The following is a 24786-nucleotide window of genomic DNA, read 5'->3' on the forward strand; positions in this document are numbered from 1 at the left end:
GGCAGCCGGGGCCGGTTTCGGATCCGGTCACGGCCGGTCACGGATCCGGTTGTCGGGCCCGCACACGCGGTGCGACGACATCGGCGAGTCCCCGCGAAGCTGCCGCCGCGACTGCCGATCGCGGCCACTCCGCGCTCGTAGCGTCAAGTCCCGTAGAAACAAGGCGACTTCGGAAGGGACACGCATGAACAACGGTCTTCGTAAGGCAGCCGCGACCGCGGCGCTCGTCACCGGTCTCGTCGCGGGCAGCACCGTGACCGCCTCCGCCGCCTCGGCCGCTCCCCGGTCCGAGCGGATCACCTCGCAGGAGCAGCTCGCGGCGAGCATCGCCAAGGCGGTCGCCACCGAGCAGAAGAGTGGCGCCATAGCCGGCGGCCCCGTCGTCGCCGGGATGGTGACCGCCTCCACCAACAGTGTGAGCCCCGACCGGGCTCCCACTCCCTGCTGACGGTGCGGAGGTGAGCACCGTGGACAGCTCGACCGGCCTCGCCCCCGCCGCGGGGCAGCAGACGCCCGACTGGTGTCCCAGCGGAGAGGCGCAGCGTCCGGAGTCCGTGGTCCTCGGCGTGCGGTCCGGGGACGGCGGTGAGGTCGTCTACCTCGCCGATCCGGTACCCGCCGCCGACGTCCTGGGCAGCATCCCGGAAGGCATCGCCCCGGGCCGGGTCCTGCGGTTCGCCTCGCACTGCGTGTCGGACTGCGCGAACCGGGTGGGTACGGCCTGTGGTCTGATCGAGCGCATACGGGCCGTGCCGGCGAAGACGGCGGCCGGTGCCGTGCCACGGTGCCACCTGCGCCCGCACTGCAAATGGTGGAACCAGGTCGGCGTCGAGGGCTGCCACCGCTGCCCCGCCGTCTCCACCCTCAACTCGCAGGAGGACGAGCTGACGGTCCTCGTCGCGAACCCCGACACCACCCTGGACCAGCTGGAGAGCTGGATCGCCGCGGCGGAGTGAACGCCCGCCGCGCAGGTGCGACACAGGCCCCGGGCCGGATCATCCATCCGGCACCGGGGCACTGCCCGTTCTCCCCGCCCCGCCCCGAGAATCCGCAAGGATCGAGACGACCCTCTGAGGACTGAGGGCTGAATACTGAGGCGCCCCTCTTACGAAAGGACCGCTGCGGACATGGAATCCATGAACTCCATGAACGACTGGATACGGGTCTTCCACCCCGCGCCCGAGGCTCCGGCGCGGCTGCTGGTGTTCCCGCACGCGGGCGGCGCGGCCGGTGCGTACTACGCACTGTCGGCCGAGGTCACGGGCCCGCTGGAGCCGTTGCTCGTGCAGTACCCGGGCCGCCACGACCGTTTCAGGGAGCCGTTCGCCGAGCGGATCGACGACGTGGTGGACGCCGTACTGAACGCCCTGCCCGCGGACCCGGCGGGCCGACCGCTCGCCCTGTTCGGCCACAGCATGGGCGCGACCGTGGCGTACGAGGCCGCACGCCGGCTCCAGGAGCGCGGCGAGACACCGGCCGCGCTGTTCGTCTCGGGCCGCGAGGGCCCCTCCCTGCCTCCGGCACTGCGCTGGCCGTCGGACCCCACGGACGCCGAACTCATCGCGGACATGCGGTTGTTGGCCGGCACGGAGAACGAGCTCCTGACCGAACCGACGCTCCTGGAACTGATCCTCCCGGCCCTGCGAGCCGACTACCGCATGCTGTTCGCCCACACCCACCGCCCCGGCCCCCGCCTCCACTGCCCCCTGATCGCCCTCACCGGCGACAACGACCCACGGGTCGCAGTGCCACGCGTGGCGGCCTGGGAGCCCGAGACCACCGGCCCGTTCACGACCCATGTACTGGCCGGCGGTCACTTCTACCTCGACGAACACCTGGCGTATGTCGTCGAGGTGATCACGGGGGCGGTGTCGGGGGCGGCCGCAGGACGGTCAGTCGGCTGACGTACGACTGCTGTACGACTGCCGTGCGCGCGCCTAGGAACGGCGGAGGGGCGACAGCAGGAGACGATGTGGCAGCGCCCGCTCCGTGGTCCCGCCGCGCCCGTCCGGCTCGACCCGATACAGGTGGGCCTGCCGCGTGCGGGTCACTGTCTCTGTCAGGAGACCCTCCGTGAAGAGCGCGCCGACACCGTCTTCCACGGCCCATCCGGCGGGCAGCGCGCCGGATGCCACGGCTGCCCGGTAGGAGGAGCGGCGGCCCGGTTCACTGTCGTAGTGCGGGCAGACCGAGCCGGGCAGCAGGCCCAGCCCGTCCGGCAGAAACGTCAGCGGCCCGAAGGAGTCGGTATGCGAGCCTTCGGCCCAGCAGTTGGCGCCGGCGCTGATACCGCACAGCAGCGTGCCGCGGTCGTAGGCCTCGCACAGCAACCGGTCCACGCCGTGCACACGCCAGACTGCCAGCAGGTTCGCGGTGTTGCCGCCCCCTACGTAGATGACGTCCTGAGCGAGCAGGAACGCGCGCAACGCCGCGTCATCCAACTCCCTGCTGAACAGCGGCAGAACGCTGGACTCACAGGCGTACGCCCGGAACGCGGCGAGGAATCGCTCACCGTAGGCGGGAGCATCCCCACTGGCCGTGGGAACAAAGCACACCCGGGGCCGCGACGTGCGCGCGTGACCGAGCACCCATTCGTCCAGCAGACCATCGTCGTCCGTGGAGAAACCTCCCCCGAGAAGAGCCAGCCGACGCACGGGAACGACACCCACGAAAATGCCTCCTCAACACACGGGCCCATACGAGCCGACGGCAGCCCGAACGATGCCACCCACTCGTGCCGTACCTATCGATGAAACCGCGCTTTCGCGCCGAGCCTCAGCTTTTGACGGCGTCCGCGATCCGCACGGCGGCCTCGGCGGGCGTGAGGTGTGTGGTGTCGACGACCTCGGCCTCGTCGTGCAGCCATGTGCGGGCCGCCTCGGCGTAAGGCTCAAGGTAGTGGAGGCGGAACGGGGAGTTGGGGCCAAGGACGTCGCCCGCGATGCGCCCACGCAGGGTGTCCTGGTCGGCGTGCAGGACGAAGTGCCGTACTGGGATGTTGTGTTGGGAGAGGCCCGTGCTGATCTCGCGCCAGTACTGCTCGACCAGGACGGTCATCGGCATCACCAGGGTGCCGCCGGTGTAGTCGAGCACACGGCGGGCGGTCTCCACGACGAGCGGCCGCCACGGCGGCCAGTGCTGGAAGTTGTCCGTCGCGGGCAGCCCCGGCGTGATGTCCATGAGCGTCTCGCCGACCTTCTCGGCGTCGAACACCCGCGAATCCGGGATGAGTTGCTGCACAAGCGCACTGGTCGTCGTCTTGCCCGCGCCGTGGGTGCCGTTGAGCCATACGATCACGGGGCCCGATGCTAGCGACGTTCGGGCTGTGACTCGCGGTGCCAGGACCGGTCTGCCGAAGCACCGTGATCTCCAGCCGGTTGAACACCGGGGGAACACCGCCGACGTATTCCATTTCCATGGATCCAGTGTCCGGCGGTGAGGTCGAAAAAAGCAGTGGAGCAGCGCCGCCGCGCGCCATTACCGTGCTGCCGGAACCGAGTTGCCCAGGTCAGGACGTGCCGTTGTACACCGTGTGAGACCCCCTGAGAGCTGATTGGTCGCGCGTCGCGTTTATGCGCCGCGCTGCTTTTTGCTGCGGTCTTCTCACCTGAAACCGGTGTACTTCTGTGCTCAATAACTGGGTGGTCATGCCCACCTGCCTGCCGACCGTTCTCCGTCGTTGCCACGCGTGCGCGTCCGAGCGGTTCCGGGCGAACGGCAAGTTTCGTGTCAACGCCAACCACAAGCTCCTCGACGCCTGGCTCCTCGTGCTCTGCAGCGCATGCGGGGACACGGCGAAGCTCACGGTCTTCGAGCGGATGAACGTGCGTTCCGTACGGCCTGAGCTGCTGGACCGGATGCACGCCAACGACCCCGGCCTGGCAGCCGAGTTGCTCCAGGATCCGGGCGTACGGCGGCGTAATCGCATCGCCCTCGACTGGGACGGTGCCTGGCGCCTCGACACCGGCGGATCGGATCGCTCGGATCAGCTGGAGCGCGAGGTGAGCGAGGTGATCGATGTATCGGTGCGCTTCGCGGCGCGGATACCCGTCCGGCCGGTGCGACTGATCGCCGAAGGCTGCGGTCTCTCGCGGGCCGAGGTCGAGCGGCTGATCACGGAGGGGAAGGTCGTTTCGGCCGACCGGCTGAGCGGCAGGCTCTCCGGCGGCTTCACCTTCATGCTCAAGCGCTGAGCCCTCCTCGGCCAAGGGGCCGGTGGTTCACGTGAACCACCGGCCCCTCCGCATTGCCGGGCAGAGCCGTCACTCCGCCTCGAACTCGCTCAGCAGCGCGTCCAGGGAATCGTCGGAGTCGCGGCCCGCCACGATCTGGCGGGCCATCTCGTGGAGGGTGAGCTGTTCGAGGAAGAGGGTGAGGGGGACGTCGAGGTCGAACTCGTCGCGGAGGGTGCCGACCAGGTGGACGGCGGTGAGGGAGTCTCCGCCGGCGGCGAAGTAGGTCATGTCCGGGTCGTGGGAGGGGTCCAGGCCGAGGGCCTCGGCGAGGAGGGCTCGGATGGAGTGCTCCAGATTGTCGCCGCCCAGCGACTCCGGTGCCTCCTCTGCGGCCGGGGACGCGGGCTCCTGTCGGCGTGTGTCCAGGGTCAGCGCGCCGAAGCTCTCGCCCTCGAAGGGGTACGTCGGGAGGGCGGTGCGGCGGCCCTGGCCGGGCCAAGGGAGGTGTTCGTCCCGCAGCCAGGCCTCGCCGAGAGTGCGGAGTTCGTCGGCGCCCGCCGGGGTGGACACCGCGCGGCCCTCGGCCAGTTCGGTCAGGCGGGTCGCCGCCTCCGCGTGGTCGGCGGCGAGGACGTAGGCGCGTACGGGCTGCGGGGTGCGGCCGAAACGGAGGGTGTGGGCCGTGTCGGCGAGGGAGGGGGCGTCGGGGGCGCGCAGCGCGGTGGCGAGGCGGGCGGCGACAGTGCGGAGGGCCTCCTCCGTGTGGGCGGAGAGGAGGAGGATCTCCGGGCTCGTGGAGCGCGGGGCGGTCGGGCTCGGCGGGGCCTGTTCCAGGACCACGTGGACGTTCGTGCCGCCGATGCCGACCGAACTGATGCCGGCCCGACGGGGGCCGCGCTCGGGCCGCGGCCACGGCCGGGCGCTGTCGACGACGTGGAACGGGGAGTCGTCGAGGGCGAGTTCGGGGTGGGGGCGGCCGGCGCCCGCGGTGGGTGCGAGCGTGGCGTGCTCCAGCATGAGGACGGTCTTGATGAACCCGGCGACGCCCGCGGCCGCGTCCAGGTGGCCGATGTTCGCCTTCACCGAGCCGAGGCCGATGGCACCGGTGCCGAGCGCGCCCTTGAACGCGGCGGTCGCGGCGCTCGCCTCGATGCGGTCGCCGAGTTCGGTGGCCGTGCCGTGCGCCTCCACGTACTGGGCGTCGGCCGGTTCGAGGCCCGCCGCCGTCCAGGCCTCCACGATGGCGGCGGTCTGCTGGTCGACGCCGGGTGCGGTGAATCCGACGCGGGCGGCACCGTCGTTGGTGACGGCGCTGCCGCGGATGACGGCGCGGACCGGGTCGCCGTCGGCGAGCGCGTCGGAGAGCCGGCGCAGCACCACGACACCGACGCCGTTGCCGGGCACCGTGCCGCCCGACCGCTCGTCGAAGGGCCGGCAGCGGCCGTCGGGCGCGAAGATCCCGCCCTGGTAGTGGACGTATCCGCGCCTTCGTACGGTGTCCACGGCCACGCCCCCGGCCAGTGCCGTGTCGCAGTCGCCCATGAGCAGCGCCTGTACGGCCAGGTGCACCGCCGTGAGAGACGTGGAGCAGGCGGTCTGCACGTTCAGGCTCGGGCCGTCGAGGCCGAGGCGGTAGGAGACCCAGGGGGCGAGGAACTCGCGGTCGGTGAGGATGCGCACCTGGAGCGCGCCGATCTGCGCGGCCAGCTTCGGGTCGGTCTGGGCGGCGAGCATGTGCTCGGTGACACCGCCGCCGACGTAGACGCCGGTGCGGGGCGGCGCGGCGAGCGGGTCGTGCCCGGCGTCCTCCAGGGCGGCCCACGCGGTCTGCAGGAGCAGCCGGTGCTGCGGGTCGAGGACGGCGGCCTCGGTGCGGTTGAAGCCGAAGAGGGCGGGGTCGAAGCGGTCTGCGTCCGCGAGGTACCCCTTGGAGGGGACGTAGTCGCGGCCGCCGATCTCGGCCGGATCGGCGCCGTCGGCGAGGAGTTCGTCGTCGGTGAAGTCGCTGATCGAGCAGACCCCGCCGACGAGGTTCTGCCAGTACGTGTCGAGGTCGGGGGCGCCCGGGAAGCGGCCGCTCATGCCGATCACGGCGATCGCGGAGTCGAGGGTCCCGGAGTCGAGCGTCCCGGAGTCGAGGGCGTCGGTCGTGTTGTTCGCGGGGTTCACGGTCTCGGTCATCGTGGGGTGCCTTTCCGGGAGCGGAGTCGTCGGGCGGCGGCGGTGCGCCGGGTGTGTCGTTCGGTGCCGTGTACGGCGGAGGTGCCGATGGGGCCTTCGGGCGGCGTGTCCTCGGTGGTGCGGGCCTGGTCGAGGCGGGCGGCGAGCGCCGCGACCGTGGGGTGGCGGAACAGGTCGATCAGCGAGATCCCGCCGTCCGCGCCGGCCTCGCGCAGGGCGACCAGCACGCGCAGCAGCCGGGTCGAATTGCCGCCCAGCTCGAAGAAGTTGTCGTGGGCGCCGACCCGGTCGACGGTGAGCACCCGCGCCCAGGCGTCCGCCACCAGCCGCTCGGTGGCGGTGCCGGCCTCGGTCCAGGTCGCGTCCGGGGTGCGCCGGGTGACGGTGGGCTCGGGCAGCCGGGAGCGGTCGATCTTGCCGTTGCTGCTGAGCGGCAGCGCGTCGAGGCGGACGAACACCTCCGGCACCATGAAGGCGGGCAGTCCCTCGGCGAGGTGGGCGCGCAGGACGGAGTCGTCGGGCGCGGCCCCGTCGCGACCGACGACGTAGGCGACGAGCCTCTGTTCACTCCCCGTGCCGCGGACGGCGGCCGCGGCGACCACGACGTCCGGGTGCCGGGCGAGCTGCGACTCGACCTCGCCGAGTTCCAGGCGCACCCCGCGCAGCTTGACCTGGAGGTCGCTGCGGCCGAGGTAGGTCAGCGCCCCGCGCGGGTCGATCCGGCCGAGGTCGCCGCTGCGGTACATCCGGGTACCGGGGGCGCCGTACGGGTCGGCGACGAACCGTTCGGCGGTCAGGCCGGGCTGCTCGATGTAGCCGCGGGCGAGTCCGGCGCCGGTGATGTAGATCTCGCCGGTGACGCCGACGGGGGACGGGCGCAGCAGCTCGTCCAGGACGTAGTAGCGGGCGCCGGCCACGGAGTTGCCGAGGACGACGGGGTCGCCGGGTTCGAGGTCGGCGGTGTGGGAGTAGACGGTGACCTCGCTCGGCCCGTAGGCGTTGACGATCCGCCGGCCGGGTTCGTGCAGCCGCTCGACGAGTTCGGGAGGGCAGGCCTCGCCGCCGACCGCGATGGTCCGCAGGTCGGGGAGCTGTCCGGTGACGTCGGGCAGCATCATCGCGGCGGACGGCGGCAGGAACACGTATGTGATCCGGGAGTCGCGCAGCCGGTGCAGCAGGGCCTCGCCGAGCCGCTCGTCCTCCAGCGGGACGTGCAGCTCGGCGCCCGCGACCCAGGGGAAGAACAGGTCGGACACGGCGACGTCGAAGCCGAACGCCACGAACTGGAGCACCCGGTCCTCGGCGGTCACCGGGAACGAGTGCCGGGCGCCCATCGTGAGGTTGACCAGCGCGCGGTGCTCGACGGCCACGCCCTTGGGGCGGCCGGTGGAGCCGGAGGTGAACAGCACGTAGGCGAGGTCGCGGGCGCCGGGGGCCGGGCCCTGCGGGACCGGGGGCGCCTCCGCCGGGTCGGGCAGGTCGACACGCAGACAGGGCACGCCGAGTTCCAGGCCCCTGGCCGCGGTGGCCTCGGAGGTGAGCAGCAGGCCGGTGCCCGAGCAGTCGGCCATGTAGCGCAGCCGGTCGTGCGGGTGTGCCTGGTCGAGGGGGACGTAGGCGCCGCCCGCGCGCAGCACCGCGAGGGCGGCGATGCCCTGGTCCGCGGAGCGGGGCAGCAGCAGTCCGACGCGGAAGCCGGGTCCCACGCCCGCGGCGCGCAGCCGGGCGGCCAACTCATCGGCGCGGGCGAGCAGTTCGCGGTAGCTGAGGTGTACGTCGCCGCACACCAGGGCCGTGGCGTCGGGGCGGGCGGCGGCCACGTCGGCGATCAGGTCGGGCACCAGGCGGTCGGGGGCGGCGGCCTCGGCGAGGCGGTCGGTCTGCGCGATCAGCAGCAGCCGCTCGTCCTCGGCCACCGCCTCGACGGCGGACAGCGGGGCGTCCGGGTCGTCGAGCACGCCGTCCAGGAGGGTGGCGAAGGTGCGCGTCCAGCGCCGTACGGTCGCCGCGTCGAAGAGGTCGCTGCGGTAGATGAACTGGGCGGCCAGGTCCTCGCCCCACCGCTCCATGTGCAGGTGGAAGTCGAACTTGGCGGTGTCCAGGGTGAGTTCGAGCCGCTCGGTGTCGGTGCCGGTGAGGTCCAGAGTGAGCGCGGTGTCGTCGTCGTAGGCGAACACGACCTGGACGACCGGGTCGTGGCCCATCTCGCGGTCCGGGGCGAGCGCGTCGACGACCGCCTCGAAGGGTGCGTCCTGGTAGGGAGCGGCGGCGGCCAGGGCGGCGCGGATCCGGCCGGTCAGCTCGCGGAGCGAGGGGTCACCGCTCAAGTCGACGCGCAGGGCGAGGGTGTTGGCGAGCATGCCGACGGTCTGCTGCAGTTCGGGGCGCTCGCGGCCGGACACGGGGTAGCCGACGACGAGGTCGTCGCGGCCGGTGAGGCGGGCCAGGAAGGCGGCGTAGACGGCGAACAGCGCCATGAAGGGCGTCGCTCCGCAGGCGCCGGCCGTCTCGGCGAGGCGGGCCCGGGTGGCCGCCGTCAGCAGGAACCGCTCACTGCCGCCGGCCGCCGAGGGCACGCCGGACCGCGGCCGGTCCGTCGGCAGCTCCACGGTGGCGGGAGCGCCGCGCAGCCGTCCCGCCCAGTGCGCGACCGCCGGGCCGTACGCCCCCTCGGCGAGCCGCTCGCGCTGCCAGACGGCGAAGTCCGGGAACTGCAGGGGCGGTTCGTGTGCGCTGGGGATGCCCGCCGTCTCCTCGCGGTAGGCGGCGCCGAGGTCGTCCAGCATCACGCCAAGCGACCAGCCGTCGCAGACCAGGTGGTGGGCGACGAGCAGGACGCGGTGGGTGCCGTCGGCGACGGCGTACACGGTGCTGCGGAGCAGGGGTCCGGTCGCGGGGTCGAAGGCGTGGGCCGCCTCGGCACGCATCCGCGCGTCCACCACGTCGAGGGGCACGTCCCGCTCGACGGTGAGCGCGGCCCGGTCGGTGGCCCGGACCAGCTGGGTCTGGGTGCCGTCCGGGGCGGTGCGGAAGACGGTGCGCAGTGACTCGTGGCGGGCGACGAGCGTGTCCAGGGCGCGGGCGAACGCGGGCAGGTCGAAGGGTCCGCGTACGGCGAAGGCGGCGGGCACGTTGTACTGGGCGGTGCCCGGGTTCAGCTGGTCGAGGACGAGCAGCCGGCTCTGGGAGTCGGAGACGGGGAACTCGTATTCGTCACTGCCTTCGACAGTGTTCCCGTACGCCGGATCCGGGCCTACGTCCGGTTCGATGAGGTCAAGGGTCTCGGTGGTCATCGGTCAGTCCCCCTGGAGGGCGGTTTCGAGGACGGCGGCGATCAGGGCCGCGGGGTCCGGTCGGAGTACGTCGCTGTGGGTACAGGCCAGTTCGTGCGTGTCGACGCCGGCGGTGCACTGCCGCCAGGCCTCGGTCAGCTCCTCGGTGCTGGGCCACGGGTCGTGCGTCGCGGAGAAGAGGACCAGCCGGCCGTCGTACGGCGACGGGCGCCAGCTGCGCGAGAGGTGGATGTGGTGGGTACCGGCGTCGGCCATGGCGTGCAGGAGCCGGTCGCCGAAGGCGGCGAGGGGGCTGCCTGCGGCGCGGACGGCTGCGAACGCTTCCGCGCGGGTGGAGGGCGGCCCCGCTGACGGCTCCGACGACTGCCCCGCGCCCTTCGGCACATGGCTGTTCAGCAGGATCCGCAGGACTTCGCGTTCGACCACGTCCGCCGGGAGCCGGGATGTGCCGGGCGGGCGGGGCATGGAGTCCAGGACCGCCAACAGCCGTACCTCCTGCCCCGCGCGCCGCAGGCGTACGGCGATCTCGTGCGCGACCGGGCCGCCGAAGGACTGGCCGACCAGCACGTACGGGCCGCCCGGCCGCACCGCGCGGATGCGCTCGGTGTACGCGTCCGCCAGCGCCCCGACGCTGTCCGGCAGCGCCTTGGCGCCCTCGGTCAGCGCCTGGCTCTGGAGCACGTGCAGCGGCCGGTCGGGGTGGAGGTGCGGCAGCAGCCCGGCGAAGGACCAGCCGAGGCCGAGCCCGGGGTGCACGCCGAAGACCGGGATGCGGTCACCCTCCGCGCGGAGGGTGAGGAGGGGGGCGAGCGAGGCCATGGGGTCGGCGGACGGGGCTCCGGTACTGCCGGGTCCCTGGCCCTTCAGCCGGGTGGCGAGGCCCGCCGGGGTCGGCGCCGCGAACAGCGTGGCCAGCGGCACCGGCACGCCGAGCGCGCTCTGCGCCTTCGACGCCAGCCGCAGTGCGGTCAGGGAATGGCCTCCGGCCGCGAAGAAGTCGGTGTCCGGGTCCACCGCGGGTACGCCGAGCACTTCGGCGAACAGCGCACACAGCTCACGCTCGGTGGCGCTCCCCGGTGCACGGGTGGCGGCGGGGTGGGCGAGGGCGACCGGCTCGGGCAGCGCGGCCCGGTCGGTCTTGCCGTGCCGGGTGAGCGGTATGCGGTCGATGCGGGCCCAGACGGAGGGGATGAGGTGGGAGGGGAGGCGGGCGGAGGCGAACTCCCTTACGCGGGCGAGGGTTTGGGGCCAGGGGTCGCTGGAGGGGTCGGCTGAGGGAGCGGAGGAAGGGTCGTCGGAGGGGTTGTCGAGGCCAGCGGGCTTCTCCGGATCCGAGGGCCCCTCCAGGTCTGAGGGCTGCTCCGGGCCGGAAGGCTTCCCCAGGTCGGAAGGCTCCTCCAGGTCGGAAGGCTCCTCCAAGCCAGACGGCTCCTCCAAGCCAGACGGCTTCCCCAGGCCAGACGGCTCCTCCAGATCCGAGGACTTCTCCAGGCCCCCCGGCTCCTCCAGTACCAGCCACGCCGCCAGGCGTTTGCCGCCCGTGGCGTCCAGGCGCGGGGCTACGACGGCGCGGCGGACGCCGGGGCAGTCGGCGAGGGCGGATTCGACCTCGGCGGGTTCGATGCGGAAGCCGCGGACCTTGAACTGGTCGTCGGCGCGGCCGGCGAAGGCCAGGGTGCCGTCCGGTGCCCAGCGGGCCAGGTCACCGGTGCGGTACATCCGGGTGCCGGGCGCCCCGTACGGGTCGGCGACGAACCGCTCGGCACTCACGCCGGGCCGCCCTAGGTAGCCGTGCGCGAGGCCGGTGCCCGCGAGATACAGCTCCCCCGTGCCGCCCACGGGCACCGGACGCAGCCCGCTGTCGAGGACGTAGGCGCGGGTGTTGTCCAGCGGGCGTCCGACGGGCACGGCGCCCGAGCCGTCCGCGGCGGTGTGGGCGGTGGCGAACACGGTCGCCTCGGTGGGGCCGTAGCCGTTGACGACGGTCGTGCCCGGGCAGTGCTGCCGGATCCGGGCCACGGTCTCGGGCGCGAGGACGTCGCCCCCGGCCCACACCTCGCGCAGCCCGGCCGGTGCGTCGGGCGCGATCTCGGCGACGGTGCGCAGGAGTTCGGGGGTGAGGAGCAGCGCGGTGATCCGCCGCTCGGGGATCACCCGCCGCAGGAGTGCGGGGGTGACCGGCCCCGGCGGCGCGACGACCACGGTGCCGCCGTTCAGCAGCGGGACCCACACCTCGTACGTCGCAGAGTCGAAGGTGTACGGGGCGTGCAGCAGCACCCGCCGATGGGCGCCGCCCCGGAAGCGGGCGTCGGCGGCGAGTTCGACGAGGGCCCGCTGCGGGACGACGACGCCCTTGGGCTCGCCGGTCGAGCCGGAGGTGTAGAGGACGCACGCGGGCGACTCGGGGTGGGCAGGAGGGAGCTGGCCTTCCGGGACGCCCCTGGGAGTGTCGGCTACGTCCAACAGCCTTATGTTCTCGGGTAGTTGGACCGTGTTCCCGGCATGCGTCAGGGCCAGCCCGACCCCCGCCTCCCCCGCCGTGCGGGCCAGGCGTGCGGCCGGTTGGGCGGGGTCCAGCGGGAGCCAGCAGGCACCTGCCTTGAGCACCGCCAGCTGGGCGACGACCACGGACGGGGAGCGGGGCAGGAGCAGGGCCACCGTGTCGCCGGGGGCCGTGCCCGCCTGGACCAGCCGGGCGGCGAGCGCGTCGGATGCGGCGTCCAGGCCGGCGTAGGTCAGGGTTCCGCCGTCCCCTTCGACGGCGGCGGCATCCGGCGTACGGGCGGCCTGGGCGGTGAACCGGCCGGTGACGGTGGCCGGTTCGGCGACGGGCCGGACCGGTCCGGCGGCGAGATCGAGCAGCCGCAGATGTTCGCCGGGTGGCAGGACATCGATCTCGTCGGCCAACCGGTCGCAGTCGGCGGCCAGTTGTTCAAGGGCGCGGGCCATGCGGTCGGTGACGGCGGACGCGGAGGGGCCCCGGCGGCAGCCGACCGACAGCATCATCCGCTCACCGGCGACGACGGCGAGGGTGACGGGGTAGTGGGTCGCGTCCGTGACCCGGACCAGGTGCACCTCGTCCGGGCCGGTGTCGTCCCCGGCGCGCTGCGGGAAGTTCTCGAAGGCGAGGATCGAGTCGAACAGCTCCCCGACGCCCACCGCACGCTGCACCTGGGCGAGGCGCGCGTGATGGTGCGCGACGAGGCCGGACTGCTCGCCCTGGAGGCGGACCAGCAGCTCCCCCGCGGTCTCGCCGGCCCGCAGCCGTACGCGGACCGGCAGTGTGTTGACGAACAGCCCGATCATGCTCTCCACGCCGGGCAGATCGTGCGGGCGGCCGGACACCACCGCGCCGAACACCAGGTCACGGGAGCCGGTCATCCGGGCCAGCACCAGTGACCAGGCCGTCTGCACCAGGGTGTTGAGCGTGACGCCCACGTCGGCCGCCCGTTTGGTGAGCGCCGCGGTCAGGTCGGCGGACAGCCACACCTGGGCGTGATCGAAGGCGTCCGCCCGGTCGTCCCTCTCGTGCGGCGCGAGCAGTGCGGGTTTCTCCAGGCCCTCCAGCGCCTCCGCCCACGCGGTCTCCGCCTTGGCCTGCCCCTCCTGGCCCTGCCGGCTCAGCCACGCCAGGTAGTCGCGGTAGGGCGCGGCGGGCGGTAGGGCGCGGCCCGCGATCAGGGCGGCGAGGTCCTCCTCCAGGACGGGCATCGACCAGCCGTCGAGCAGGATGTGGTGGAAGGAGAGAAGGAGTTCGGCGCCGGTGTCGTGGCGGGCGAACACCGCGCGGACCAGCGGCGGCCGGGCCGGGTCGAAGCGCCGGGCCGCGTCCGCGCGCAGCAGCTGCTCGGTCCTGGTGGCCGCCTCGGCGGGGGTGAGCCCCGTCAAATCGGCCTCCCGCCAAGGGACTTTGACCGCGCGCGGAACGATCTGCACGGGCCGGTCGAGCCGTTCGTGCCGGAAGCAGGCGCGCAGGTTGGGGTGGCGTCGCAGCAGCTGGGTCACCGCGGTGCGCACCGTCGCCGACTCGATGCCGGGGCCGAGCCGGAAACGGGCCTGGACCAGGTACGGGTCGGGTCCGGACGTGTCCTTCAGGGTGTGGAACAGCAGTCCTTCCTGCGCCGGGGACAGCGGCAGGACGTCCGCGACGGGCCCGCTCATCGGTCGATCACCCCGTCGGCCAGGTCGAACCCGAAGTCGTCCTGGTGCCCGAGGTCTTCGTCCTCGTCGAATCCGAAGTCGTCTTCCAAGGCGCTGAGCTGATCGACCGTCATCTCGACGAGCGGGAAGTCGGAGGGCGTGTTCCCGGAGACCCCGGCGTCCGCGCCGTCCGCCACCAGGGCGGTCAGCTCCTCGGTCCACAGGCGGGCGAGTTCGCCCGCGTCGGCCTCGGTGAGCACGCCGTCGGCGTACGAGAAGGTGGCCTCCAGACGGAGTTCGCCCTCCCTCTCCCTGGCCAGGGCGTCGATCTCCAGGGCGTGGGCGAGCGGTACCGCGTCGGGTCCGGGGTCGAGCAGTCGCCCGCCCGCGGTGTCGCCGTCGGCGAACCGGCCCAGGTAGTTGAAGCGGACGTCGGGCACGGTGAGCGCGGCCAGTCCGGGGCCCGCCTCGGGGTGGAGGTAGCGCAGCAGGCCCCAGCCGAGGCCGCCGGACGGCACCGCCCGCAGCTGCTCCTTGACCCGCTTGAGCGCGTCGGCCGCCGTGACCCCGGCATCCGAGGCGCCGGGGTCGAGGCGCACCGGGTACTGCGTGGTGAACCAGCCGACGGTGCGGGACACGTCCACGGGAGCCGACAGCGCCTCGCGGCCGTGACCCTCCAGCTGAACCAGCAGCGCCGATCCGGTCCCCCGCCGGCGGACGGCCGCCCGCACCAGCGCGGTGAGCAGCACGGCGTCCGGGCCGCAGTGGAACACCCCGGGGAGGGTGACGAGCGCGTTCCTCGTCAGCTCGGCGTCCAGCTCGATGGTCACGGTCGATCGACGCGCACCGGCCTCGACAGCACCGGCCGCCATCGAGTCGGAACCCGTCAACTGCTCCTTCCACCAGGGAAGTTCGCCCACTGCCTGCTGCGCCTCCGCCGGAAGCAGCCGTGCCCACCGGGTGAACGAAGCCGCCGAGGACCCGGCGGATTCCACCGCCCCGCCGGCCAGCGACCGCGCCAGCTCCGGCCCCAGCACCCGCCAGGACACCCCGTCCACCGCCAGGTGATGCACGGTGAGCAGCAGCGCCCCGGCGCGGTCCGGACCGGCGTCGAGCCAGACCGCCCGCAGGATCTCGCCCTGTTCCGGGTCGAGTACGGCACTCGCGGCCAACTCGGCTGCGAGCACCTCCGGTTCGGTGTCCGCGGGGACGGCCACACGCGAGGCGCGGGCCCCCGCGCCGCCGTCCCCGGGGGGCACCTCCAGCTCCCAGTCGGCCCCGCTGTGCCGCAACAGCCGTATGCGCAGGGCGGCATGCCGTTCGGCGAGGCCGCGCACGGCGGCCCGGATCCGGTCGAGGTCGATGCCGTCCGGCACCGGGAGGACCATGGACTGGGTGAACGTGCCCAGCGGGCCGTCCTGTTCGCGCCACCAGTGCATGACCGGGGTGAGCGGGAGGCGCCCCTCGGCGATGTCGGGTTCGGCGGGCGCCTCGGGGGCGGACGGGCGGGCCAGGGCGGCGAGGCGGGCCGGCGTGCGGGCGGTGAAGACGTCGCGCGGGGCGAGGGTCAGACCGGCCGCTGCGGCCCGGGCGGCGAGCTGGATGGCCATGATGCTGTCGCCGCCGAGCCGGAAGAAGTCGTCGTCCCCGTCGATCTGTTGGACGCCGAGGACGTCCGCGAACAGCGCGCACAGCTTCCGCTGCGGGCCGGACGCGGCGGCGCTGCCGCGGCCCGGAGCCGCCGAGGGTGTCCGGGGCACGGGGGCGGGCAGGGCGACCCGGTCGATCTTGCCGCGGGAGGTGAGCGGCAGAGCGCCGAGGATCACCACGTCGGCCGGGACGAACGCGGCGGGCAGCCGCTCGGCGGCGTACGCGAGCAACGTTTCCGGATCCAGGGCGTGCCCGGGGACCGGGACGACGTAGCCGATGAGCTGTGGCCGGCCGCCCGCTCCCTCCCGGACGACGGCCACCGCCCGGCTCACGCCGGGGTGTTCGACGAGCGCGGCCGTGATCTCGGCGGGTTCGATGCGCAGGCCGCGCAGCTTGACCTGGTCGTCGGTGCGGCCGAGGTAGTGGGTGGTGCCGTCGTCGTCGCGCCAGGCGAGGTCGCCGGTGCGGTACATCCGGCTGCCGGGCGGCCCGTACGGATCGGCGACGAACCGTTCGGCACTCTGGCCGGGGCGGTGCAGATAGCCGTGGGCGAGCGGCCCCGACAGATAGAGCTCGCCGCGCACGCCGGGCGGCACCGGGCGCAGCTGCTCGTCCAGCAGACGTACGTCCGTGCCGGCGACCGGGGTGCCCAGCGGCGGCGGCGTGCTGTCGGCGGTCAGCGGCGCGGAGAGGGTGGCGGCGACGGTGGCCTCGGTGGGCCCGTAGGCGTTGTGGAACCGGCGTCCGCCGACCGACCAGCGGGCCACCAGGTCCGGCGGGCAGGCCTCCGCGCCGACGGCGAGGACCCGCAGGTCGGGGTAGCCGCCGTCGGGGACGGTCGCCAGCACCGACGGGGTCACCATCACGCAGGACACCCGCCGCTGGGTGAGCACGCTCCCGAGGTCGTCGCCGACGAGGACCCCGTCGGGCGGCAGGACCAGCGTGCCGCCGGAGCCGAAGGCCATGCACAGGTCGGCGACGGAGATGTCGAAGGTGGGCGGGCCGAGCTGGAGGACCCTGCTGTCGGCGCCCAGGGCGAAGCGGTCGGTGAGGGTCCCGGCGAGCGCGGCCAGCCCGGAGTGCGGGACGACGACGCCCTTCGGTACGCCGGTCGAGCCGGAGGTCTGGATGACATAGGCGGCGGAGGCTGTGTCGGGGTACGGGCCGTCGTAGGCGGCGCCCTCGAAAGCGGCGGAGTCCAGCGTCAGTACCGGCACGTCCGGCACAGCTGCGAAGCCGGCGCTTTCGGCGATCACGAGCACCGGCCGGGCGTCGGCCAGGGTGCGGCAGAGCCGCTCCCCGGGATGGTCCGGGTCGAGCGGCAGATAGGCGGCGCCCGTGCGCTGGACGGCCAGCGCGGCCACCGGCCAGTCGGTGCCGCGGCGGAGCGCGAGCGCCACGAGCCGCCCGGGTCCGGCGCCGCGTCGGGCCAATTCTCCGGCCAACCGGTCGATGCGATCGACGAGTTGGGCGTACGTCAATATCCGCGCGCCCGTGTCGAGAGCCGGTGCGTCCGGGGTGCGGGCGGCCTGGCGGGCCACCAGCTCGGGCAGGGACGCGGGCGCGGGCGCGGCGGGACCGGTGGAGACGTCGAGCAGGTGCCGGCGCAGCGGGCCCGGAACCAGGTCGATGTCCCGTACGCGCAGGGCGGGTTCGGCGGTGATGCGCCGGAGGAGTTCGACGTAGCACTCGGCCCAGCGGGTCACCGCGTCGGGCGAGAAGGTGTCGGTGCGGATCTCGAAGCTGCCGATCATGACGTCGCCGTCGTCCTTCACGACGCCGACGAGGTCGTGCTCGCCGCCGGTGTGGATGCGCTCCGGCTCGGCGAACTCGCGGACCGCGGACACGCTCGGCTGCTGGTTGAGGTGCATGAACACCCACTGGAACAGCGGGGACCGGCCGATGCTGCGCTCGGGAGCGGTGGCCGCGACGATCCGCCCGACCGGCAGGTCGGCGTTGGCCACGAGGTCGGGGAAGTCCGCGGCGAACGCGGTGAGCAGATCGGCGAAGGCGCTGTCGGGGCGCACCCGCCAGCGGGTCGGCACGGCGTTCATGACGTACCCGATGACCTGCTCCAGGCCCTTGGCGGAGCGGTTGGCGACCGGGGTGCCCAGGACCATGTCCTCGGCGCCGGTCACCCGGTGCGCGAGCACGGCGAACGCGGCCATCAGGACGACGTAGACCGTGGTGCCCGAGTTGCGGGCGAGGGCGCGGATGGCGGCGGCGGTGGGCGCGTCGAGGCCGAACTCGACGTGCACGATGCCGTCGAGGTCCCGTTCGGGGTCGTCGGCCGCGGCGCCGTAGCCGGGGGCGGTGAGCGGTCCGGGCAGGTCGGCGAGGTAGCGGCGCCAGAAGTCCAGCCGCTCCCGGAAGACCCCGGCCTCCTCCAACTCGCCCTGCCAGGAGGAGAAGTCGGCGTACTGGACGGCCGGCCGGGTCAGCCGCGGCTTCGTGCCCTCGCGCACGGCCCGGTAGGCCTCGGCGAACTCCGTCTGGAGCACGTCGAAGGACCACCAGTCGGCGATGACGTGGTGCACGCTCAGCATCAGCGTCGTACGGCGTTCGTCGACCTGCACGAACCGCCCGCGGATCAGCCGGTCCTGACCCAGATCGAAGGGACGGCGGCGGAAGGTGTCGAAGGCCTGCCCGACCGTCGTGCCGGTGCCGCGCAGGTCCTCGCGCTCCAGGACGAACGCGCCGGTGTCGGGGAAGTCGACGCTCAGCTCGCCGTCCGGTGTCTCGGTGACCCGGGTGCGCAGGATGTCGTGGTGGCGCTGGATCAGGGAGAGGGCGCTCTCCAGGTGGGCGGGGTCGACGGGTCCGTTCTCGGCTTCGTCGAAGTGGTAGGCGCAGCACAGGTTGAGCGCCGGAGTGCCGGGATACAGCGACTCGTACACCCACAGGTCCTGCTGGGCGGGACTGAGCCGCACGGGCCGGGCGGGGTCGCGCGGCGGCACCACGGCGGGTATCTCGCGGACGCGGCCGGTCTCCACCATGCGGCGCAGCAGGCGGACGCGCTGCTCGCCGCCGAGTGCGCTGAAGCGGTCGGCGAGGGAGGGAGGCGGGGGCTTGGGTGAACTCCCGTACGTGAGCGGGCTCGTGGAGACAGGGGCGGTCATCGCAGGGCCTCTTTCAGCTCGGCCAGCTCGGCGAGCCGCCGCAGGCCGGTGAGTACGTCGTCGCGGCCGAGGCCGAAGTCGATGAAGCAGGCGATCTCGTCGACGCCCAGCTCGGCGAGGTCGGCGAGCATCTTGGCGCAGTGGCCGGGCGAGCCCAGCAGGCTGCCCCAGCTGAGATAGCGCTCGAACGCGAACTCGGCGAGCATCGCGGTCTTTTCCTCGGTGAGCGCGGCGGTGCCGGCGTCGGCGGTGCGGTTGGCGGCGGTCTGGCGCAGGTAGGACGCGAGGTAGCTCTTGAGCGGGGCGGCGGCCAGGCGGCGCACCTCCGCGTCGTCGGCACCGACGTAGGTGTGCGCCATGAGCGTCACGCGGCCGTGCGCGTCGGTGCCCCGCTGGTCGGGGGCGGCGGCGCAGGCGGCGCGGTAGCGGTCGATCTTGTCGGCGAGTTCGTCACGGCTCTGCCCGACGGTCGCGCCGAGCACGCCGCAGCGCATCCGCCCGGCCGCCTCCCAGGTCTCCGGGTTGCCGGACGTGGTGATCCACAGCGGCAGGGTGTCCTGGACGGGCCGCGGCTGCGGTACGACGCTCACGGGCCGCCCGGTGCCGTCCGGGTACTCGGCGCTCTCGCCCGCCCACAGGGAGCGCAGCACGGGGACGGTGTCCATCGCGCGGGCGCGGCGGTCGGCGTAGTTGCCGGGGGCGAGGGCGAAGTCGGCGGAGTGCCAGCCGGTCGCGACGGACAGCCCGACCCGGCCGTGCGAGAGGTTGTCGACGACCGCCCAGTCCTCCGCGACCTTCAGCGGATGGTGCAGCGGCAGGACGACGCTGCCCGCGCGGATGCCGATCCGCTCGGTGGCGACGGCGAGGGCCGCGCCGAGCACCGGCGGGCTCGGGAAGACCTGTCCCACCTGCTGGAAGTGCCGCTCGGGTGTCCACAGGGCGTGGAAGCCGAGCCGGTCGGCCTCCCGGGCCACGGTGAGGATGTCCTCGTAGGCCTGCTCGTGCCGGGTCTGGCCGGCGGTGGTGCTGTCCGCACCGAAGAACATCACGCTGAGGTCCACTGCCTGTCCTCCTGCTTCCTGTTTCCGCGGTGGGGTGTCGTCTGGTCGGCCTGGCGCGCGACGCGCGGCCGGCGCGGGATGGGGGCCGCGGCGGGCGACGGGCCGGCGGCGGCCCGTTCCAGCTCGGCGGCGAGGGCGGCGACGGTGGGTGCGGCGAAGATCTGCGCCGTGGTCACCGGCCGCCCTTCGGTGCTCAGCCGGGCCGCGACCCGGACGGCGCGCAGCGAGTTGCCGCCGAGCGCGAAGAAGTCGTCGTGTCTGCCGACGTCCGGCAGGCCGAGCACGTCGCACCACACGGCGGCGGTGCGCTGCTCCAGGGCGGTGAGCGGTCGTGCCGGGTGGGCGGGCCGCTCGGCGCGTTCCGGTACCTCGATGCGGTCGTCCGGTCCGGCCCGGCGCGGTGGCTCCGGCAGGGCGAGCTGCGAGATCCGGGTGTCCGGGTCGGCCGCGGCGGACTCCAGGGCCTCCGGGAGTGCCTCGGCGAGCCAGTCGGCGAAGGACTCCTCCAGGGTGTCGGCCCGGTACTCGAAGGTGAGGGTGAGACCGCCGGGCGTACCGTCCGGCCGGGTCGACTCCGAGACGTCCACGAGGAGTTCGAAGCGGGCGGCGCCGGTGCGCACCAGCTCGACACCGCCGTCGGCGCCGGGCAGCGTGACCTCGGCGCGGGCGTTGTTCTGCAGCGCCAGCACCACGTCGGTGAACGGCTGCCGCCCGGACAGCCGGACCGGGTTCAGCGCGCCGACGACAAGCTCGAACGGCACGTCCTGGTGGGCGAAGGCGCCCAGGTCGGCGTCCCGGACCCGGGCCAGCAGCTCGGCCGCGGTGGGGTCGCCGGAGGCGTCGGCACGCAGCACCAGCAGGTTCACGAAGAACCCGACCACGTCTTCCGCGCCGGTCTCCTGGGCCCGGGCGGCGACGGGCGCCGCGACCGCCGTGTCCGGGTCGGCCCCGGCCCGCACCAGCGCGGTGACCAGGGCGGCGTGCAGGGCCATGAAGAGCGTGGCGCCACGGTCCCGGGCGAAGTCCACGAGCCGGGCGTGCGCCGCCGCGTCCAGCCGCCGTACGACGACACCGGCGTCCGGGCCCGGCACGGCGGGCCGCTCGGGGCGGCGGGGAAGCAGCGGCCCTTCGACCGGTAGTCCCGCCAATCGGCCGTTCCAGTACGCCAGTTGGCGGGCGGCGAGGGACTGCGGGGCGTCCGGGGAACCGAGGCGGTCGAGGCGGCGGCGGGCGTGCTCGGCGTAGGGGACGGGGAGGGGGTCGAGGCCGGTGGCTCCTTCGCCGCCCCCTGGTCCGGCTTCGCTCACCCGGGCTTCGTAGGCGCGGGAGAGGTCACCGAACAGCGGGCGCAGCGACCAGCCGTCGCCCGCGATGTGGTGCACGAGCACCAGCAGCGCATGCTCGTCGGGGCGTTCCCGGATGGTGAACAGAGCGGCCCGCATGGGCAGTTCGGTCCGCAGATCGAAGCGGCGCCGGGCCTCCCGTCCGACCCGCTCCTCCAACTCGGCTTCGCTCACATGCAGATGGGCGAACGGCGGCCGTGCGTCCGGACCGTCCACCACCCGTCGTACGGGTACGCCGTCGGCCTCGTCGTAGAGCGTGCGCAGGACCTCGTGGCGGTCGGCGACGTCGGCCAGCGCGTCGCCCAGGGCGAACGGGTCGACCGCGCCGCGCAGCCTGACCAGCATCGGCAGGTTGTAGGCGGCGCCCGCACCGATCCGGTCCAGGAACCACAGCCGCTGCTCGGCGTCGGAGACCGGCAGCGGGCCCGACGCCGACGCCGGCGCCCGCAGGGGTACGGCGGCGGGTGCGCGGTCGACGTGCGGGGCGAGCAGCGCGGGGGTGCGCGCCTCGAAGAGCGTACGGATGTCGATCTCGACGCCGAACACCGCGCGAACCCTGCCCAGCAGCCGGGCCGCCAGCAGGGAGTGCCCGCCCAGCTCGAAGAAGTCGTCGTCCGGACCTGCGGCCCGGCCGGACTCCAGGAGCTGGGAGAAGAGCGCGCAGAGGGTACGTACGGTGGCGTTGCCGGCGTCGGGGGCCTGCTGTCCGACCGCCGGCTCGACGGGTGCGGGGAGGGCCGCGCGGTCGAGCTTTCCGCTCGGGGTGAGCGGGAGCGCGTCGAGGGTGACGAAGGCGGCGGGGACGAGGTAGTCGGCGAGGACCGTACGGGCGTAGGTGCTCAACTCCTTGGCAGTGGGCGCCTGTTGGGCATCGGCGCGGAGGACGACATAGGCGACGAGCTGCCGGTCGCCTGCGGAGTGCTCGTGCGCGACTACGGCGGCGCGGTCGATGCCGGGGTGCCGGGCGAGCACGCTCTCCACCTCACCGGGCTCCACCCGGAACCCGCGGATCTTGACCTGGCTGTCGGCGCGGCCGAGGTACTCCAGGACACCGTCGGGGCGGCGCCGGACGAGGTCACCGGTGCGGTAGAGGCGCTCACCGGAGGGCGTGGACACGACCCCCGGCCCCGCCGCCACAAACCGTTCCGCGGTGAGCGAGGGACGGCCCCGGTACTCCCGGGCCACCCCCGCCCCCGCGGCGTACAGTTCCCCCGCCTCCCCGTCCGGCACGCCCCGCAGCAGCTCATCGAGGACGTACAGCCGCTTCCCCGCCAGGGGACGCCCGATCGGCAGCGGCCCCCCGGCCCGCAGATCCTCCGGAGTGACCGGGTGAACGGTGAGGAAGACCATGCACTCGACGGGCCCGTACCCGTTGCTCAGCCGCAGCCCCGGGTGACGTTCCAGCGCACGAGCCACATGCGGCGGCGACAACGCCTCGCCCCCGACGAGGAGTTCACGCAACCCCGCGAGCACGCCCGGGTACTCGTCGACGATCACGTTGAAGAACGACGAGGACAGATACATGGACGTGACGCCGTGCTCGGCGACGAGCCGGGCCATCACGAACGGCTCGGGCCGGCGCCCGGGATGCAGCACGCAGGTGCCGCCGTTCATCAGCGGCCCCCACAGCTCCATGGCGAACGCGTCCCAGGACAGCGGCGCGCACTGGAGCCAGACGGCGCCGGGGCCGAAGGAGGCGAAGTCCTGGCCGGTGAGGGTCTCGGCGACCGCGCGGTGCGGGGCGGCGATGCCCTTGGGCCGCCCGGTCGAGCCGGAGGTGAACATCACGCAGGCGAGGTCGTCGGGAGTGACCCGTACCGCGCCGGGCGGAAGCGGGACCGCCGCCGGGGCGTCCTCGGGATGCACCGGGCGGGCCCCGACGCCATCGAGGGGGGTGTCGCGGCGGGCCACCACGGCGCCGACACCCGCGTCGGCCGCCATGGCGCGCAGCCGTGCAGCCGGGAAGCCGGGGTCGAGGATCACATAGGCGGCGCCCGCCTTGAGGATGCCGAGGACGGTGGCGACCAGTTCGGCGGAGCGCTCCAGGTATACGCCGACGGTGTCGCCGTGCCGTACGCCGTGCCCGGCGAGCAGGCCCGCGAACCGGGCGGCACGCGCGTCGAGTTGGGCGTACGTCAGGCGGTCGTCGCCGTCGATCAGGGCGGTGGCGTCCGGCACGGCCCGCACCCGCTCCTCGACGAGCTCATGCACGCACTTCATGCCGGTCCCCTTCCTGAGATGCCGCGGCCTCTCGGCAGCCGTCGTCATCCGGCTCCGGCGTCGGCTCCGGCTCCGCATCGGCCAGCAGCACATCGATGTCCCGTATGGACCGGCTGGCCAGCCCCCACGCGGCGACCCCGATGCCGGCGAGGCCCGCGAGGAGGAACATCCCCGCCATGCCGCTGCCGGGCCGGTCGCCGAGGAGCGGGCCGAGGACGGTGTACAGCCCGCTGCCGTGCGCGGCCTGCGGTTCGAAGACGTGGTCGGCGAGCGGGCCCGCGAGGCCGGTGGCCAGCGGGACGGAGATGTACCCGAGGAACATCACCGCGCCGAAGACCCGGCCCTGCCACTCCTGGGGGACCTTGGTCTGCACGATGGCGTGCATCTGGGAGTTGACGACGGTCGTCAGCAGCGCGCCGATCAGCACGGCGATGCACCAGGCGACGACACCGTCCGCGAACGCCATGCCCACCAGCGCGGACAGGCACATCCCGACGATGCCGAGCATCATGCCGCGGCCCCGGTTGCGCGGCCCGCCCCAGGCGGCCATCAGCACACCGCCCGCGACCCCGCCGGCGCCGATCGCGGAGTTGACCGCGGCGAGTGCCGCACTGTCCGCGCGCAGCAGCACCATGGGCTGGATGAGCGCGAAGCCGAAGACCATGACCAGGTTGACGACACAGAAGTTGACGATCAGATCGCGCAGGCTGGGCATCCGGAAGAGGTAGCGCAGTCCCTCCACGGCCTCGGCGGTGATCCTGCGGCGCGGGGCGCCCGGCTCCGGCTTCGGCGCGGGCCGGTCCCCGGTCAGCCGCACCAGTCGTACGCCGACCAGGGCGAAGGCGTAACTCGCCAGGTCGATCAGGAGGGTGGGGCCGATCCCGCAGAAGGCGAGGAGTACTCCGCCGAGCGCGGGGCCGCAGATGCCGGCGGCGCTCTTGGCGCCCGCCAACAGGCCGTTGGCCCGGCCGAGCTGGTCCTTGCGGACGAAGAGCGGCACGGCCGAGGCGAGCGCCGGGAGCTGGAAGGCGGCGCAGGCGCCGAGCAGCACGGTGGCGGGGTAGATCTGCCACGACTGCAGCTGGCCGAGGTAGTGCAGCAGCGCGAGGCAGCCCACGACCAGGAAGCCTCCGGCGTCGGCCAGTTGCATCGCCGACCGCTTGCGCATGCGATCTACGATTGCACCCGCAATGGGACTGAGGACGGCCTGCGGCAGTACGGCGCACAGGGCGAGGACGGTGACGGCGCTCGCCCGCTCACCGGCGGACCAGACGTCGACGACGAAGGCGAACCGGACCGCCGCGCTCCCCACGAGCGAGACCGCCTGCCCCGACCAGACCAGCATGAGCGGTCCCATGCCGGTGAAGCGGCCGGGTGGTTCGACGGGTGGAGTTGCTGTCACTGCGCTGCCCCCAGGACGGTCGCATGCCAGTCGGATACGGGCCGTCGAGGCCCGTGTCCGAGTTCGATTGGGCGCCATCATGGGGCGGCGGCTTCCCGGCGCGTTCCCATCGCGAACGGGTGATCGGGAATTTCGCGGGAACGGAACGGGACGGGATCGGGACCACCGCGCGCCACGGTCGCGGTGTCGTTGTCTGCAGAAG

The 24786-nt window shown here is 73.6% G+C and carries 13 protein-coding genes; 4 read left to right on the forward strand and 9 right to left on the reverse strand.

Going from position 1 to position 24786, the window contains the following annotated elements; translation table 11 throughout:
* The first annotated feature begins 184 nt into the window (after positions 1-184).
* From AB5J56_RS20560 to AB5J56_RS20570, 3 genes are all read left to right on the forward strand, one after another.
* Positions 185-448 carry a hypothetical protein gene (locus AB5J56_RS20560; protein ID WP_369234192.1) on the forward strand — a complete coding sequence of 88 codons (264 nt, stop codon included), beginning with the start codon at positions 185-187 and terminating at the stop codon, positions 446-448.
* A 19-nt stretch (positions 449-467) separates the two neighbouring features.
* Positions 468-956, forward strand: a complete 489-nt coding sequence (locus tag AB5J56_RS20565) for a hypothetical protein (protein WP_369234193.1) — start codon at positions 468-470, stop codon at positions 954-956.
* 171 nt (positions 957-1127) lie between these two features.
* Complete coding sequence (locus AB5J56_RS20570) at positions 1128-1904, forward strand: thioesterase II family protein (RefSeq protein WP_369234194.1); 777 nt, start codon at positions 1128-1130, stop codon at positions 1902-1904.
* A gap of 33 nt (positions 1905-1937) precedes the next feature.
* Here the strand turns inward: AB5J56_RS20570 and AB5J56_RS20575 are convergent, their stop codons facing one another.
* The gene (locus AB5J56_RS20575; RefSeq protein ID WP_369234195.1) at positions 1938-2669 is read right to left on the reverse strand and encodes a Type 1 glutamine amidotransferase-like domain-containing protein; all 732 of its coding nucleotides are present in this window, start codon (positions 2667-2669) and stop codon (positions 1938-1940) included.
* A 106-nt stretch (positions 2670-2775) separates the two neighbouring features.
* Positions 2776-3297, reverse strand: coding sequence for an ATP-binding protein (locus AB5J56_RS20580; RefSeq protein WP_369234196.1), 522 nt, complete (start codon positions 3295-3297; stop codon positions 2776-2778).
* Between the two features lie 329 nt (positions 3298-3626).
* On the opposite strand from AB5J56_RS20580, the gene AB5J56_RS20585 reads away from it, so the two are divergent.
* A complete protein-coding gene (locus AB5J56_RS20585; RefSeq protein WP_369234197.1) occupies positions 3627-4193 on the forward strand; it encodes a DUF1062 domain-containing protein in 567 nt (188 codons plus the stop codon).
* A gap of 69 nt (positions 4194-4262) precedes the next feature.
* Here AB5J56_RS20585 and AB5J56_RS20590 read toward each other — a convergent pair whose 3' ends face one another.
* The 7 genes from AB5J56_RS20590 to AB5J56_RS20620 are packed head-to-tail and all read right to left on the reverse strand — an operon-like array spanning position 4263 to position 24584.
* The gene (locus AB5J56_RS20590) at positions 4263-6356 is read right to left on the reverse strand and encodes a beta-ketoacyl synthase N-terminal-like domain-containing protein (protein ID WP_369234198.1); all 2094 of its coding nucleotides are present in this window, start codon (positions 6354-6356) and stop codon (positions 4263-4265) included.
* Complete coding sequence (locus AB5J56_RS20595) at positions 6353-9649, reverse strand: amino acid adenylation domain-containing protein (protein WP_369234199.1); 3297 nt, start codon at positions 9647-9649, stop codon at positions 6353-6355. The genes AB5J56_RS20590 and AB5J56_RS20595 overlap by 4 nt, the downstream gene beginning before the upstream one ends.
* 3 nt (positions 9650-9652) lie before the next feature.
* Entirely contained in the window at positions 9653-13810 is a 4158-nt protein-coding gene (locus AB5J56_RS20600; protein WP_369234200.1) for an amino acid adenylation domain-containing protein, read from the reverse strand.
* Complete coding sequence (locus AB5J56_RS20605; protein WP_369234201.1) at positions 13807-18558, reverse strand: amino acid adenylation domain-containing protein; 4752 nt, start codon at positions 18556-18558, stop codon at positions 13807-13809. Before AB5J56_RS20605 ends, AB5J56_RS20600 begins: the two co-directional genes overlap by 4 nt.
* Positions 18555-19619 (reverse strand): MupA/Atu3671 family FMN-dependent luciferase-like monooxygenase, encoded by a 1065-nt coding sequence (locus AB5J56_RS20610; RefSeq protein ID WP_369234202.1) that lies wholly within the window; start codon positions 19617-19619, stop codon positions 18555-18557. Before AB5J56_RS20610 ends, AB5J56_RS20605 begins: the two co-directional genes overlap by 4 nt.
* A complete protein-coding gene (locus AB5J56_RS20615; RefSeq protein WP_369234203.1) occupies positions 19604-23182 on the reverse strand; it encodes an amino acid adenylation domain-containing protein in 3579 nt (1192 codons plus the stop codon). The genes AB5J56_RS20610 and AB5J56_RS20615 overlap by 16 nt, the downstream gene beginning before the upstream one ends.
* A complete protein-coding gene (locus tag AB5J56_RS20620) occupies positions 23166-24584 on the reverse strand; it encodes an MFS transporter (protein ID WP_369234204.1) in 1419 nt (472 codons plus the stop codon). Before AB5J56_RS20620 ends, AB5J56_RS20615 begins: the two co-directional genes overlap by 17 nt.
* Positions 24585-24786: the final 202 nt, after the last annotated feature.

The sequence above is a fragment of the Streptomyces sp. R21 genome (assembly GCF_041051975.1).
Lineage (GTDB): Bacteria > Actinomycetota > Actinomycetes > Streptomycetales > Streptomycetaceae > Streptomyces.